Here is a 14,622-nt window from a genome sequence, read left to right as displayed (position 1 = left end):
TATTGGGCACGGCAGGCTATCACTTGTTTCCTTAATCTCTTTACTAATTAACCATGGCCCTAATGTAATAACAGGTACATGCCAAGAGAAAAATTTTACACGAACAGGCTGTTGCTGTAGACGAAACGTGTTGCGAGTTAAGAAAGGAATGCGTTGTTTTAGGCATGCCGAACAGCACCTCATACCGTACTATCCTATACCACATACTTGCCTGGGCGGCCTTTATCACCTATGAAGTGCTGCTGGTAGAGCTTATTAGCCCGAGCAATACCGCCTGGTGGGAATGGGCCTGTTGGTACACCGTTAATATCTGCCTGTTTTATTTCTTCGGCCATGGGGTGCTTCAGTATACCGTTACGCGTGAGAAACTCCTGCTGCTTCCATTACTGATACCGGCAATCATTGCCGGCTATATTACTATTCAGGTGGGCCTGGAAAACGCGATGAACCTGTTTCGTGATGAGCCAAAACCATTTAGCCTCAACAGTTTCTTTTTACTACGATCGATCTGGCGGTGTATCTACTTTATCGGCTTTAGCACAGCTTACTGGTTTACCCGGCAAACCATCAAGCACCACAAGCATATCAACTATATGGAGCTGCAGCGCCTGCAGGCCGAGCGGGAAAAGGCAGAGCTCACCAAAGGGCTGGCCCGCTCACAAAACGCCCTGCTCCAGGCCCAGATCAGCCCGCACCTGCTTTTTAACACGCTCAATTTTATCTACAACTCCGTGCAGGATGTATCTCCGAAGGCGTCTCAGGGTGTACTGCTGCTCTCAGAAGTAATGCATTACGCGCTGCAGCGGGTGCAGGAAGACGGCAAAACGGAGCTCCAACACGAAGTGGAGCATATCGAACGCTATATCGCCCTTAACCAACTCAGGTTCAGTTATCCGCTGCACTTGCAGCTGAAGTATGCCGGTCAGCTGCAGGGCAGGATTCCACCGCTGCTCCTGCTTACCTTTGTAGAGAACATTTTCAAGCACGGCGACCTGACCGACTCTTCTCATGCTGCCACCATACAGCTTTCGGGCAGCCATCAGCAGCTCCACTTCAGCACGAACAACAAAAAGCGGAAGCATCACGCCGGGCGAGGGTATGGCATTGGCATACAAAATGCTAAAACCAGGCTCAACGAACTTTACAGCGAAAAAGATTATACCTTAACTATACAGGAAGACGAGCAGCAACACAGCGTTAATCTAAAAATCAAGCTGACATGACAACTTGCTACGTAGTGGACGACGAGCGGCACGCCTTGGATGTGCTAGCACGTTACATACAGAACACGCCCGGCCTTGAACTGAAGGGTGCGGAAGAAAACCCGCTGCGCGCCCTCGATGCCATCACCTCCGGCAAGGTGTCGGCAGACATCACTTTCCTGGACGTAGACATGCCGCAGCTTTCAGGCATAGACCTGGCTGGGCTCATTAACAGCTGCACGACAGTGGTGTTCACAACCGCCTACCCTGACTATGCCTACCAGGCATTTGACAAGAACGCGGTGGATTACCTGCTCAAGCCTATCTCCTACGAGCGGTTCCTGCGCGCCATCGCCAAGGTAAAAGAAACCTTGAAGCCAAGGCAAACTGCAGCAGCGGTGGAGCAGGACAGCGGCTACTTTTTTGTTAAGGCAGATGTGAAAGGCAAATTTGTGAAGGTAATCCTAGAGGATATCATCTTTGTAGAAGCGATGCAGAACTACGTGCGCATTAGCACTCCTTCCGAGAAGCTGACCACCTACCTCAGCATGAAGGAAATTGAGGAGCACCTGCCATCCGGTGACTTCACCAGGGTGCACAAGTCATTTATCGTGCATAATGCCAGGGTAAAATCGGTGGAGGGAAACCAGATTACCCTGACCGATGAAAGCACGGTGACACTAGGCCCCAGCTACCGGACAGCGTTCCTGGAAATGATCAACGCAAAACTTCTAAAAAGCAAGCGCACCCTTTAAAACAGCACCGATACCTGCGTTCGCCCGGTGTGCACGGCCCCTACCCCGTTAGCCTTGCGGCCGTCATAGTTCAGGGAGATGTTCAAGCCGTTGCTCAGGCGCTGCTGCATCACCAAAGACCAGGTCATGTTGTTGCCGGGGCGCAGGGCGTTCAGGATCTCGTACCCCACATAAGAGGTTTCGTCTCCGTCAAAGGCGATGTTCACATACTTGATGTTGCCGGTGACCGTGCGCTTGCCTACCTGGCTCAGCTTTGTCTCCAGCCCTAACTCGTGGAATGTCCCCTCCTGCTCCACCTCCGCCGCCTGCAGCACATCCTGCTTCAGCGACAGCTGGTACTTACCCGTAAAACGCAGCTTGGCATTGGGCTGGTACGCCAGCTCCGGCGACAGCTCCCGCGACTGGATCTTAAAGTTCTTTGAGCTCAGGAAGTTCGATTGGTTCTCGCGCACATTATAGCCCAGGTTCAGTTGCGAGCTCAGCACCTCGTTCAGGTTAAGGCGCCCAATTACGGCATGGCTCAGCACATTGTGGGTTTCGGTGCCATTGGTTAGCAGCTGCTTCTGCTCGTTTTGCTGCACCGTGTACTCCATGCCATGCTTGGGGCTACTGCGGTTAAAGTATACCGTGTGGCGCAGCTGCTTTACCAGGGAGATCAGGAACGCATCCTCCACCTCCTCGCTAAAGGGGTTAAAGCGCTGGCTCAGGTCGTTATCGGTTGTTTTCTTGTTGATGCTGACAAAGCTGAGCATCGAAAAGTTAGAGAGCGTGGCTTTTATGCCGGACTCGTTGCGCCAGCTGCGGGGGGTGCTGGTGGTTAGCCGATAGGTAAAGGTGTTGGTGTAGGCATTCACATACTCATCGGTGGGCAGGTAAATTTTGATGTAGCGCCGTTGGTCCACTGTCTGCGCCTCCAGGTAATCGTTCAGGTTGTTTGGGTCGCCGCCATCGCGCAGGTAGTGTGTGCCCTGCCCCGGCAACGTCTCCTGGAAAACGTAAATGCGCTTTAGCTCCCGGCCTGTACCCGTGGCATAGCTGAGCTCCGAGCGGAAAGCCCCATCTGCAAAGCTGCCGTTATAGTCTACCCTGGATTGTATGGTCTCCTCATCCTTTCCCTTCTTCACATGGAGCTTGCGGTAAGTGGCTTGCACGGCCAGCGTGTGGTCCTGGTTTATTCTTTTTTGAAGTATGGCGTTGTAGGTCTGCCCCACCTCCAAATTGCCCATGGTGCCAACGCCCGTCGGAAAGCGGTCGCTGCGGTGGGCGTAGTCCAGCCGAAACTTTGTTTTGGTGGTGTCACCGCTTTCAAGATAGAACATGTGCTGCTCAAAATACTGCGCCGAGCCTACCACGGAGTCAGAGTTAAGTGCTGTAAGCCTGTTTTTATCGAAGCTGTAGGTATAGCCGGGTGAGAGCTTGCCCAGGTTGTACTCCACGTTCATATCCCCCCGGTACCACTGCGACTCCCGGATGCCCTCTGTACTGCTAAGCAGGAAGAAGCGGTTGCGCAGCGCCAGCTTTCCCACTTTCTTCAATACATCCAGGTGGTGCTGCACCCCGTCCAGCTGTTCCTCGCGGCTCCGGCGGCTGATGCGGTAGTTAAACAGGTTGGCGGCATCCTGTGCAGCCCCTATCGAGAAGTTGAAGATATGGTCCTCTGCCTTTTTGGTGTTGGTCAGGCTCCAGTCCCGGTCGAACTCTATAGGGCGGTAACGGTCGATGGGCTCAAAGTATTCATCGGTATACTCATAGTTCAGGGTACTGTTTAGTTTATACTTGCCCAGGAATGATACCGGCCTATCCTGTACCACATACCCCACCCGCAGGCCTTTGCCATCGTCATCCTGTGCGTCTTTATCCGAGAAGCGGTTCAGGTCGTGCTGCGAGGCGGCTCCCTCGGCGAAGAAACTGATGCCTTTCTGCAACTCATAGTTAACGCCAAAGGTAATGAGCTGCTTCTTGCGCGGCGTAGGCAACACCCGCACCGGCGCATAGCTTCCCTGCCGCACCCCGTTTACAGGTGCCACCCAGCGGTAGGCACGGCCATTCACGGCACCATTCACGGCCACATAGTCGCCGTTGCCCGGGCCCACGTTCGTAAAGCTCACGCTGTAATGCGCTGCCTCGGGATCGGTAGAGTAAACGTAGATGCGGTCCAGATTCTGCCCATTGTTGTAGGCCGTGTCTACGCGTGCGTACAGTACCTGCCCCGGATCGTAAGCCACGCTGTCGGCCCCTGAGGAAACAGCCTGGTTCAGGCTGTCGCCTATACTTGCCAGCAAGCGTTTCTGCTCTGTGCTCAAGCTCAGGTTCAGCAGACTGTTGGGGTTGTCGCTTTCGTTGTAGTAGTTGCCGTATACTTTCAGCCTGCCCAGGTTCTGGTAGTGGCTTAGGTGGTAAATGCCCCGGCTGTAGTTCTGGTCCGAGTACTCAAAGTCCACCCGCACCCTCGAGTTCTTGGTGATGACGTGGCGGGTGGTAAAGGTGATCTCTGCCTGGTTATAGTCGATCACGTAGTCATAGTCGTAGCCCCGCTGCAGCAGCACGCCATCCAGAAAAACCCGCTCCGAGTTTGCCAGCACAATGATGAACAGCTCGTTGTTGGGCCCGCGCAAGCGATACGGCCCCAGCACCCCCTCCTGCGGCTTTATGGTCTGGGAGGCAAACTTACCCTTCGACACCGACGCCGCCACTGTCGTGACGCCTTGCCGCTCCGGGTCCTTACCAGTCAGATAACTAAAAGCCCCGCCCTGCACGTTTTTGTAGAATTGCATAAAGTAGGACGGCTTGCTTTTGAGCACGACGTCGCCGGCCGTGAGTTGCCAGAGCCGGTGCTGCAGCGTAATGTATACTTTATCGAACTCCTGCAGCTGCTGCGTGTTGCCTTCCGGCTGAAACGGGATGTTCTGGTCGGTGATGGCGGCGGTTATACTGATGTCGTCGGTGAGCTTGCCATCCAGCTGCAGGTTTAGGGCAGAGTTCACAAATACATTCTGGGTGTTGCCAAACGACACGCCCCTGGAGATACTGCCCGTTTTGTTCAGGCCCGGTGTGCGGAAAATCTCCTCCCTCGTACTGACGTCCTCCTGGTAGAAAGCATCGTGCGAGGAACGGAGCTGCAGCTTTGTGATGTCGCGCTTAAACACCGGCCGCGCCAGGCTCAGCGGCATCACCCTGAAACATACCAACACCGAGTCGGGCAATGGCTGCATGGTGCCTAGCGAATCTGTAGCCACCGAGTCAGGAGCGGGAAAGCTCGTAAGCGTGAACTCGTTTGTGGTATAGTTATAGTCGTAGCTGAACAACTCCTTTTTGGGGTGCTGCAGGGTGACGGAGCTGGGCATCAGCGTAAGGGAGTCGAGCTGCTGCGGCGTACCGGATACAGGGATCCACCTGCAGCGCTTGTTGCTAAGAGGCACCTGGGCTAGCAGTGGCAGGGCCATCAGCCAGAGCAACAGCAGTATGCCCAGCCCCTTAGCGCTCATCCGCCAGCGGCAGTTGTATAAAGAAGGTTGTGCCCTGCCCTTCTTCTGTCTCGAACCAGATTTTTCCTCCGGCATTTTCGATGCCCCGCTTGGCCACGGCAAGCCCAATCCCCGAGCCAGTATACTTGGTACTGAAGTTCGGGACAAACACCTTGCCCTGGATCTCTTTTGGAATGCCGCTGCCATTGTCTCTGATCGAAATCAACACTTGCCGGTTACCTTGCAGTTCCAGGCGCACCTGTATCTGCGGCTTGCGGCTGGCCGGCACCGCCTGAATGGCGTTTAGCAGCAGGTTGTTGAACGTGCGCACCATCAGGCTTTCGTCTGCTTTCACGATTACCTCGCCCTCCGGAATCCGCTTGGTGAGTTTGGCTGTGGCCGGGTCGTTGTGCAGATCGGCGGCCTTGTGCAGGGCAGCGGCCACATCCATTGGCTCGGCCTTCGGCTCCGGCATGGCCGTGAAACTGGAGAACGAGGAGGCAATATCGTTGAGGATGTTAATTTGGGTGATGAGCGTATGGGCAATCTTGTCGATCAACTGCTCTGTGTTCGGCCGCTTTTCGGCAATGGCCTTCTGCAGGTACTGCAGCGAAAGCTTCATCGGCGTAAGCGGGTTCTTGATCTCGTGGGCCACCTGCCGTGCCATCTCTCGCCAGGCGGCCTCCTTCTCCTGCATCGCCAGCTCCTGCTTGTTCTGCTCCAGCGTCAGCAGCATGCGGTTATACTCGCTCACCAGCATCCCGATCTCGTCTGCCCCCTCATAGGCCAGCATCTCGTTCTTGCCCGTCAGGGAGGTGCGCTTCAGCTTGTCGGCCAGCATGCGCAGCGGCACTGTCAGCGCGCGGGAGGCAAAGAAGGTCAGCACCATGAAGGTGATGAACATAACAGAGAAGATGTTCATAGTGGTGGTGACCAACTCAATCAGCTTCAGGTCCAGCTCCTTTTCAGAATCAAAGAACGGAATGCCGATAAAGCCCGCCAGCTCTGCCGGATGGTCTTCGTCGCGTAAAGGCAGGTAGATAGAGTTAAAGCTAAGGTTCCCGGCCTGCTCCTGCAGCAACACCCGCAACGCCTGGCGCTCTGAAATCGCTGCGAAAGCCTCCGGGTTTATGAGCTTAGACAACAGGCCTGCCTCAAAAATGAGCGGCTGGCTCGTTACCAGCAGTTTCCCGTTGCGGTCATAGATGTTGACGTCGGCCTCTGCTATGGAAGCGATCTCGGTTATACTTCGCTCTAACTGGCGCCGGCGCTGCAGCAGCCGTCGGCTCAGTTGCTTGGAAAGGTGCTCCTGTATCGCCTCGCCACGTTGCTCATACATGCTCATCAGGTCCTTTTTATAGGAGGCAGTCACCAGGCTGGCCGTGGCTATACTTACCAGCAGCATCGGCAGCAGAATACCGAAGTTCAGGAACAGCTGGATCTTGGTGCTGAAGTTAGGGCTAAACTCCCGCAGCCTGTGGCGCTGCAGCAACAGGTACAGCAACCCGCAAAGTAGCAGCCCGCCTACAAACACCAGGAACAGGAAGGAGAAGTTGGACAGCAGCTCACGCCCCCCATACTTATCGGTGGTGATGATGAGTGTTTGGTCGTTGCCGCTCTGCACCCCGTAATGGTGGGAGGCGTCCTGTGGCAGGCCCAACCGGTAAAGCTCAGAGCGGTCCAGCAGGTGGCGGTTAAAGTTAGTGGCATAGTCGTACTCGCCTTCGCTGTAGCGCAGTTTGCCGCCCTGGTAAATGGCATAGCTCAGCCTGTCGAGGCCAAAGGGCTGGTTGTATTTCTGCTCTACCAGCAACTCGGGCACCACGCTGTTAGGTAGCAGCCGCTTCAGCGTAAGCTGCAGGGCGATCGTGCCATACTGCGTGCTGCTGATCGGCACCTGAATCAGCTTAAGGTACGTGCGGGCGTTAAAGCGGGCAGGGTCCTTCATCAGGTAAAGCTCGTGGTGCTCGGTGCGGGTCTGGGGCTGATCAAACAGCTGCCGTAGTTGCTGTAGCGTGGTAGCCGTTGTATCGGCGCTTTCCAGCGTTCTACCCTGCCCATCGAACAACATCACTGATATCTCATACTTGTCAAAGTAGTCGCTGAGGTATTGGCGGGTGATTTTGCGCCTGATGAAGGAGGCGTCCACATAGGGCCCCATCATCTTCATCCGGATAAGCTCATCGGAGGCGATCTGGGAGGCCACCTGGTTCAACTGATACTCCCCCAGGATGTCGTTGTCCTGCAGGATATTAAAAGCCAGGTTCTGCTTATAGGTTTTTAGATCGTTGTGGTAATGCGTAAACTGCGCCACGGCTCCCGTCAGGGCACTCACGATCACGACCAGAAAGAAAAGTAGGTAAGTGCGGTAGGCAAAACTGATGGCGTGCTGGTGCTGTGCGGCCAGTATGATGACAGCCCAGAATATAACACCGATGAATACCACCGCGAAAAGCTCAGTCACGAAAACAGCCGTGAACAGCAGCAGCAGCGCCGCCAATACCAGCAGCATCTTAAAAGGCCACAGCTTCTGCTCCCGCGGCACCAACACCGACACAACGGTTGCCAGCAAGTACGTGAACATACACAAGGCCACCGTGTTAACGACCATGATGCCATAGAGCACCACCTTATACTTAGTAAAACTCAACGATTGCGTTACATCCAGCAGCAGCGGGGAGTTATGGTAGATGCTGTAGTAGAAGCGGAAAAGCAGCAGTAGCAGGAAAAAGAATACCAGCACACTGACTGTCATTATGTAGCGGCTTCGCTCCGCGGGCAGCGCCTTCAGTTGTGTTGCCACCCTGTTCCGTCTGAAAAGGTACAGCCCTGACCCGGCCACCCCCACCAGCAACAGCACGTTGAGCAACAGGTCTCCGACAGACGGGGACCAGAACGAGGCGGCATACAACTTTGGGTCGAATAGCTCCACCTCCACTACCGCAAACGGCAGGTTCAGCAGCAGTAGCGCCACCCGCAGCGTGGCCAGCAATAAAAGCAAACATAACACGCCCTGGCTATAGGCTTTCCGCCGCACGTAGAACTGGCTCAGGTTTACGGCAAAGAAGACAAAGAAAAGAACGCCAAAAATGAACAGCGACATCTGAAGCCTAACGTACCCAGCCGTTTTGTGCGCCTCCTCAAAGTTAAGGGCGAACAAAAACTGCCCATCGCGGGTGAACACCTGCGGGAGCGCTGCATCGGGATTTAGGATGAGCTGCAGGTTTGCCTGTTGGAACACCTCCTCGTGCAGCTTTGGGGTAAGGTAGGCATTTTTGATGCGGTAGTCTACCTGCAGCGGGATATAGATGTCTATCCTGTACTTCTCCCGCTGCTGCCGCACCACTATAAAGCGGCCGTACTCGTTTTCGATGGCAAAAGTCCCCTGCACCTTCTCTGGCGCATCCAGCTGCGGCGAAATAGTATGGTTAGACCAGAAAACAAGATTCCCGCCACGGTATATGAACACGGGGTAGTCAGCCTGCCCCAATAGCTTTGAGAAAGAAACTGTATTTTCGCCCAGGCTCGAAGCCAACTCCTCCACCTGCTGGTTTGCTTTATCAATGCAGTGGTGGACGCGCTCCGCAATCTTTTTTGCCTCATCCTGATGCTCTTGCTCCGTCCGCACGGACGAAAACAAATTGAAGTGCAGTGCTGCCATGGCAACAAAGCACAGCACCGAGGCCATCAGCAGAAAAAAAGGGGTCAGCTTGCGGTTCAAAATAGAGGCTTTTATCTACGAATGTAAGCAAAACGCAGGATAAGCGCTACCCTTCAAGAATTATGCTAGTAAATTGCGCCCCCCGGTGGTCTGTGGGCCAGAGCCAGAAAGCGTGCCCCGGTCTTGCCCAGGCTTATCTTTTGTGATGGCTGCCTAACGCATAAAAGCCTTTGCACTACGGCTACAGCAGCAGTGCAAAGGCTTTTCAAAATTACTGAATGTCTTGTTTTAAGCTTTGTTGGCGTTTTTGCGGTTGTTCTTATACCACAGGAAGCCAACTGTTCCGATCAGTAGGTATGGCACCACCATCAGGTAAAGGATTCCCATGTTCAATCCGGTACCAACTTCGTTATCAGAGGCATCGCTGCCTGTACCTGCGTTAGACTCCACCGTGGCACGGCACATGGCGCACTGGCTATAAGCATCCGATGAAGCAAAAACCAACACGAATACCAACGCAACAACTGACAATATTCTTTTTATACTTTGTCTCATCACTTACGATCCTTTCTTAACAAGTAACTTATGCATAATATGGGGAAATCAACAGGTAAACAAGAACCCCTGTCACAGCCACATAAAGCCAGATAGGGAACGTCCATTTAGAGATACGGCGGTGGCGTTTCAGTTGATTCGTGATTCCATAGTACACCGACAACAACACCAGCGGCACGATCACGATCGCCAACACGATGTGTGTCAGCAGAATGAAGTAATAAAAATACTTCAGCAGGCCTTCACCGCCATAGATGGTGCGCTCTCCTAGGAAGTGATAGGTAACATACGACACCAGAAATATAGCCGACAGGCCGAAAGCGAATAGCATTGCTGCTCTGTGGCCCCTGGTATTGCCGCGCTTCACCAGGGTATATCCTATCACCAGGGAGACGGCCGTTAAGGAGTTTAGAGTGGCATGGAAGCCCGGCAGATACGACACATCCACATTCGCTACACCTGACTTGGGCATAAAGAACAACAAAGCGACCACTACAGGAATGGCAACGGAAAGCACCGCAATCAGGGTTAGGAATTTGCGATCCCGCTCGTTTGTCAGGTTACTTTCTTTTACTGTATTCATCGAGCAAAACGTTTATCTCAAGTATGAGCCTGTCTACATCTTCGGGATCTGTCCCCTCGTAGACACCCCGTATCTTCTTCTCTTTGTCTACCAGCACTAGCCGCTGGCTTGGCTCCACTGTATCTTCCTTTAGGGCAAAAGGCTCATGAAAATCTTCCGCTAAGGACTGCACGGTAGCTTTATCTCCTGTTAGCAACAGCCATTTACGGTGCTCTACACCATACTCCTCTGCCAGCTCCTGCAGGGTTTGCGCCTTATCTTGGCCTTCCCCTACCCCAATGGAAACAAGTTTGAGCTCCGGATTGTTCGCGAAAACCTCCTGCACCCGCACAAGCTGTGAGAACATCTTGCCGCAAGCCGCACCACAAGGTAAGCCGAAAAATCCGGCTACATAGATATGCTCATCCAAATCACTCTGTGCCAAACTATCCCCCTTCAGAGACTGTAGTTTAAAGTATGGCACCTGTTCAAACACAGTGTCGCCGGCTACATCATACACCACTTTCCCTGCATCGTCTAATTTCGGGTAATAGGTTTTAAGGGTGAAGTGGTGGGTGCCGAAGACACTGATGAATATAAAAATAAGAATAGGCACTAATAATAGGAGACCTAGTATTAGTGCCTTTACAGGTTTCATCAAGAGTCCTTGCTTTATTTAAAGTAGTTGTTGATAGACTCGTAGTAGTAGCTGCCTTCTGCCAGAAGTGCCACCATCAGCCAAATCACCAACGCAAGCGGAATTATAATAGACCAGATCAGCGACTTCGTCTCATGCTTCAGGTGCATGAACTCCGCCACAATGTAAAACGCCTTGAAGATAGTCAGGATGATGAAGATGGCATTACGTGCCGTACCGGCATCCATGGTAAAGGCAATAAGGAACTCAAGGGCAGTTAGTCCCACAAGTATGAAAAACGTTCTCCAGATAGCCTTTGTTTGCGCCTTAGGGATTTCGCCTGTTTGATGAAAATCGTTTTCTGTATGATGTGCCATAATCCAATGATATGTTTTGTATAGCCGCACTACCTGACAGGCGGTGCGGTTATATAAGTTTCTGGTTTATTAGATAAGATAGAAGAAAGTGAACACGAATACCCACACAAGGTCCACAAAGTGCCAGTACAGGCCGATCTTCTCCACCATTTCATAGTGCCCACGCTTGTGGTACACCCCATTAACGGTACTGAAAAAGGCGATCAACAGCAGGATCCAGCCAATAAACACGTGTGTACCGTGGAAGCCCGTAATGAAGAAGAACAGGTTGGCAAACAATGGCGGGCCATACTGGTTCATTGTCATGTTTGCGCCAAACACTCTGGTGCCGTCGGCCAAAATCATGCCCTCATCGGTACCCACGATAAAGTGCGTCCACTCCCAAGCCTGGCAACCCAGGAAAGTAGCACCAAACAGGATTGTCCACAGCAGCCATTTCTGCACAGCGTTTTTGTCCATACGGTGTCCGGCCTCTACCGCCAACACCATGGTTACGGAGCTAAAGATGAGAATCATCGTCATCAAAGCCACGAACGCAAGCGGCAGGTCTACCCCATGGAAACCAGGGAAGGCATTGAATACTTTTTCCGGGATCGGCCACCATTCTGTGGAGAACGTGAATGTTTCCGCCTCACCGGTATACGGGGTGTGGGCATGGCGGGCCAAGCCATAAACAATAAGGAAAGCACCAAAAGTAAACGCATCTGAGAGCAGGAAAAACCACATCATGAGTTTACCATAGCTCGCTTTCATTGGTTCGTTACCACCGTCCCATGTACCTGTATTAGGTGCTTCCAGCGTAGTTGAAGTAGACATAGTTTATGTATTGAAAAACGTGTTTAGTGATTTACTCTTAAGAATATGTACAAATATAGCCAAAGTCCTCCTAAAAAATGCCAGTACACGGTGCACAATTGTATCCGCAGCAGGCTTTTGGAATGAACCTTGTATTTTAGGCTATTCATGTATACTATCAGCACAAATATGAGCCCTGTAATGAGGTGAAAACCGTGCACCCCTGTTAGAACATACAAAAATGAGCCGGAAGGGTTGCTTCCTGTACCCCCAAAATAGATGTTGTTCTGCACCAGGTCTGCCCAGCCGTACCACTGCCCAATTAAGAAAGCGACCCCGAGACCAAGCGTCAGCAACAGCATCATCTTTAGTCTGCTCATGCTGTTGCCCTTGGCGGAGTTATACGCCAGTTGCATGGTAACAGAGCTCAGAACAATAACTACTGTATTGATGAGAAGGATATTTGGCAGGTCAAACTCAAGCCAGTTGCCTTCTTCCCTTCTTACGATGTAGGCGCTCGTAAAAGCTGCAAACATCATGATAATACTTATAATAATCAACCACAGCGAGAACTTCAGCGGGTGCACCCCGCCGCGGCTGTTATGTTCATCTATTGGTAAATTAGCCATGGCCATTTTTTAAATTTTATCTAAAACAAAGGCGATCTGCACGATAGGCAGGTATAAGAATGATCCAAACATAATGCTCATGGCTGCCTTTTTGGAACAGGTGCGCATCAGGTAAAATGTTTGGGCCAAAAAAAGCACCCCACATACTACCGCAATCATGGCCGAGGTAATCCCTGTCATACCAAACTGCAGCGGCAGCAGGCTCATCGGGATGAGGACCAAAGTATAAGTCATGATCTGAATCGCCGTCTTCAGGTTTTTGCCGCCTGCCATAGGCAACATTTTGAATCCTGCCTTTTTATAGTCATCATCCAGCACCCAAGCGATAGCCCAAAAGTGTGGAAACTGCCAGAAGAACTGTATGCCAAAAAGAATGATGGCTTCTATCTCCAAGGCTCCCGTTGCCGCTACCCATCCAATAAGTGGGGGCATGGCTCCCGGAATGGCTCCCACAAACACACAAATCGGGTTTATGCGCTTCAGTGGTGTATAAATAAACCCGTACAGCACCAAAGACAACAGCGACAAAGCGGCAGCCAATGGGTTAAAGTACAGGCCTAGCAGCAACGTACCGGCTATGGCCAATAAAACGGCATAGGCAGCGGCTTCTGTCACCGATACCGCCCCTGTCGGAAGCGGCCGCTTTGCAGTACGTTTCATCAACTTGTCCAGGTCCTTCTCCAGAATCTGGTTAATGATGTTGGCAGCCCCCGTCACCAGTAAGCCTCCCAACATCACCATTGCAATGTCATACCATCTGCTATTCGGGTAACCAAGTATAAAACCTATGGCACTAGAAAAAGCAACAGTCAGGCTTAATCGAAACTTTAATAACTGAAAGTATGCCGTTGCTTTATTGGCCATGGTAGAAGCGTGCAGTAGCGTCTCTGTTTTGCTAGTGTACATTTTTAATGAACAACTACTTGCGAAGTTTTTGCCTTACGAGAGGCGTAGTAATAAACAATAAGTATCTGAAACTGCACCCCAAACAGCAAAGCAGCAAACGTAAGGTGCAGGGGTTGTAGCACTGGAGGTATGGCAAAATAGGCCATGATAACTCCAAACACTATCTCTGCCCCGACCATCACCAGCATTACATGTGTCAGCTTGGTAAGCTGACGGTTATGTAACCGGTAAAGCAGCAGGGCCACATACACATGCAAGGCCGCTAAAAAAATTGAAAACGACCTGTGAATGTAAAAGCTCATTCCTAGCTTGTCCACCCAGGTTTCTCTCTCAGCCCCTCCAGTCATGAAAGAAATCAGATCAACCTCTTCCCTTACCTGCGTACCCAGCAGGATCTGACCAAAGGTCAAAATCGCCAGCACCCAGATCAGGATGTTTATTTTAGGTGAGAAGCTGTATGAAGGTACAAAAGCCTCTTTATTGGCCCGTGCCACTGCATATTGCAACATCGCAACAAGAACCAGCGCCAGTGCCATATGGATGGTAATGGTAACAGGCAATAGGTTGGTGGACACAACGATGGAACCTAACCAACCCTGTATTCCTACCAGAATGAAGCTTGCGAGGGAGAGGTAAAAGATTGTTTTGTCTTTCTTCAGGTAAGGTATGGCGTATACCACCGTCAGAAAAATAAGAATACCTATCAGTGCGCCAACTAAACGGTTCACATACTCAATCCAGGTCTTAGAAACATTAAACTCTGTTTCCAAATATTGGCTTGGGTGTGAGAATATGGTATTTGAGACCTGCTCAAAACCTAGTTTATCTAGAACCCCTGCTAGCCTCTGGTTCTTCTCAATCCGCTGCTGCTTATATACCTCCAGGTAATCATCTGGCAATTGGCTAACATCAGTCGGAGGAACCCAACTTCCAAAGCACTTAGGCCAGTCAGGGCAGCCCATTCCTGACCCCGTGCTTCGAACGATTCCTCCGACCAATATTAGGAAGTAGACAGCAAAAACTGTCAACGCTCCAATATTTCTAAATCTTTTGTATTTAAAAGATTTGCTAGCCATTAA

At 51.7% G+C, this 14,622-nt stretch carries 12 protein-coding genes; 2 read left to right on the top strand and 10 right to left on the bottom strand.

Annotation, left to right across the window (positions count from 1 at the left end):
- Nucleotides 1-164: 164 nt before the first annotated feature.
- Together PXG97_RS13350 and PXG97_RS13345 are read left to right on the top strand one after the other, a co-directional pair.
- Nucleotides 165-1,223 carry a sensor histidine kinase gene (locus tag PXG97_RS13350; protein WP_276498245.1) on the top strand — a complete coding sequence of 353 codons (1,059 nt, stop codon included), beginning with the start codon at nt 165-167 and terminating at the stop codon, nt 1,221-1,223.
- On the top strand, nt 1,220-1,957 hold the full coding sequence (locus PXG97_RS13345) for a LytR/AlgR family response regulator transcription factor (RefSeq protein ID WP_276498244.1): 738 nt from the start codon (nt 1,220-1,222) through the stop codon (nt 1,955-1,957). Before PXG97_RS13350 ends, PXG97_RS13345 begins: the two co-directional genes overlap by 4 nt.
- Here PXG97_RS13345 and PXG97_RS13340 read toward each other — a convergent pair.
- The 10 genes from PXG97_RS13340 to PXG97_RS13295 all read right to left on the bottom strand — a co-directional run bounded on the left by PXG97_RS13340 (nt 1,954) and on the right by PXG97_RS13295 (nt 14,619).
- Nucleotides 1,954-5,442 (bottom strand): hypothetical protein, encoded by a 3,489-nt coding sequence (locus tag PXG97_RS13340; protein WP_276498243.1) that lies wholly within the window; start codon nt 5,440-5,442, stop codon nt 1,954-1,956. The two genes, PXG97_RS13345 and PXG97_RS13340, sit on opposite strands and share 4 nt — an antisense overlap.
- The gene (locus PXG97_RS13335; protein ID WP_276498242.1) at nt 5,432-9,142 is read right to left on the bottom strand and encodes a sensor histidine kinase; all 3,711 of its coding nucleotides are present in this window, start codon (nt 9,140-9,142) and stop codon (nt 5,432-5,434) included. Before PXG97_RS13335 ends, PXG97_RS13340 begins: the two co-directional genes overlap by 11 nt.
- Nucleotides 9,143-9,370: 228 nt before the next feature.
- A complete protein-coding gene (locus PXG97_RS13330; protein ID WP_276498241.1) occupies nt 9,371-9,637 on the bottom strand; it encodes a hypothetical protein in 267 nt (88 codons plus the stop codon).
- A gap of 28 nt (nt 9,638-9,665) precedes the next feature.
- Nucleotides 9,666-10,220 carry a DUF420 domain-containing protein gene (locus PXG97_RS13325; protein WP_276498240.1) on the bottom strand — a complete coding sequence of 185 codons (555 nt, stop codon included), beginning with the start codon at nt 10,218-10,220 and terminating at the stop codon, nt 9,666-9,668.
- Nucleotides 10,198-10,857, bottom strand: a complete 660-nt coding sequence (locus PXG97_RS13320) for an SCO family protein (RefSeq protein ID WP_276498275.1) — start codon at nt 10,855-10,857, stop codon at nt 10,198-10,200. The genes PXG97_RS13325 and PXG97_RS13320 overlap by 23 nt, the downstream gene beginning before the upstream one ends.
- A gap of 14 nt (nt 10,858-10,871) precedes the next feature.
- Nucleotides 10,872-11,213 carry a cytochrome C oxidase subunit IV family protein gene (locus PXG97_RS13315; protein ID WP_276498239.1) on the bottom strand — a complete coding sequence of 114 codons (342 nt, stop codon included), beginning with the start codon at nt 11,211-11,213 and terminating at the stop codon, nt 10,872-10,874.
- Between the two features lie 69 nt (nt 11,214-11,282).
- Entirely contained in the window at nt 11,283-12,029 is a 747-nt protein-coding gene (locus PXG97_RS13310) for a cytochrome c oxidase subunit 3 (protein WP_276498238.1), read from the bottom strand.
- Between the two features lie 23 nt (nt 12,030-12,052).
- Nucleotides 12,053-12,643 carry a cytochrome c oxidase subunit 3 gene (locus PXG97_RS13305; protein WP_276498237.1) on the bottom strand — a complete coding sequence of 197 codons (591 nt, stop codon included), beginning with the start codon at nt 12,641-12,643 and terminating at the stop codon, nt 12,053-12,055.
- 3 nt (nt 12,644-12,646) lie between these two features.
- Entirely contained in the window at nt 12,647-13,543 is an 897-nt protein-coding gene (gene cyoE, locus PXG97_RS13300) for a heme o synthase (protein WP_276498236.1), read from the bottom strand.
- Between the two features lie 2 nt (nt 13,544-13,545).
- The gene (locus PXG97_RS13295) at nt 13,546-14,619 is read right to left on the bottom strand and encodes a COX15/CtaA family protein (protein ID WP_276498235.1); all 1,074 of its coding nucleotides are present in this window, start codon (nt 14,617-14,619) and stop codon (nt 13,546-13,548) included.
- Between the last annotated feature and the right edge of the window lie 3 nt (nt 14,620-14,622).

It is taken from the genome of Pontibacter litorisediminis (assembly GCF_029360645.1).
GTDB classification, from domain to species: Bacteria; Bacteroidota; Bacteroidia; order Cytophagales; family Hymenobacteraceae; genus Pontibacter; species Pontibacter litorisediminis.
The sequence above is the reverse complement of the archived record's forward strand: the minus strand, read 5'-3'. Positions and strand labels throughout refer to the sequence as shown.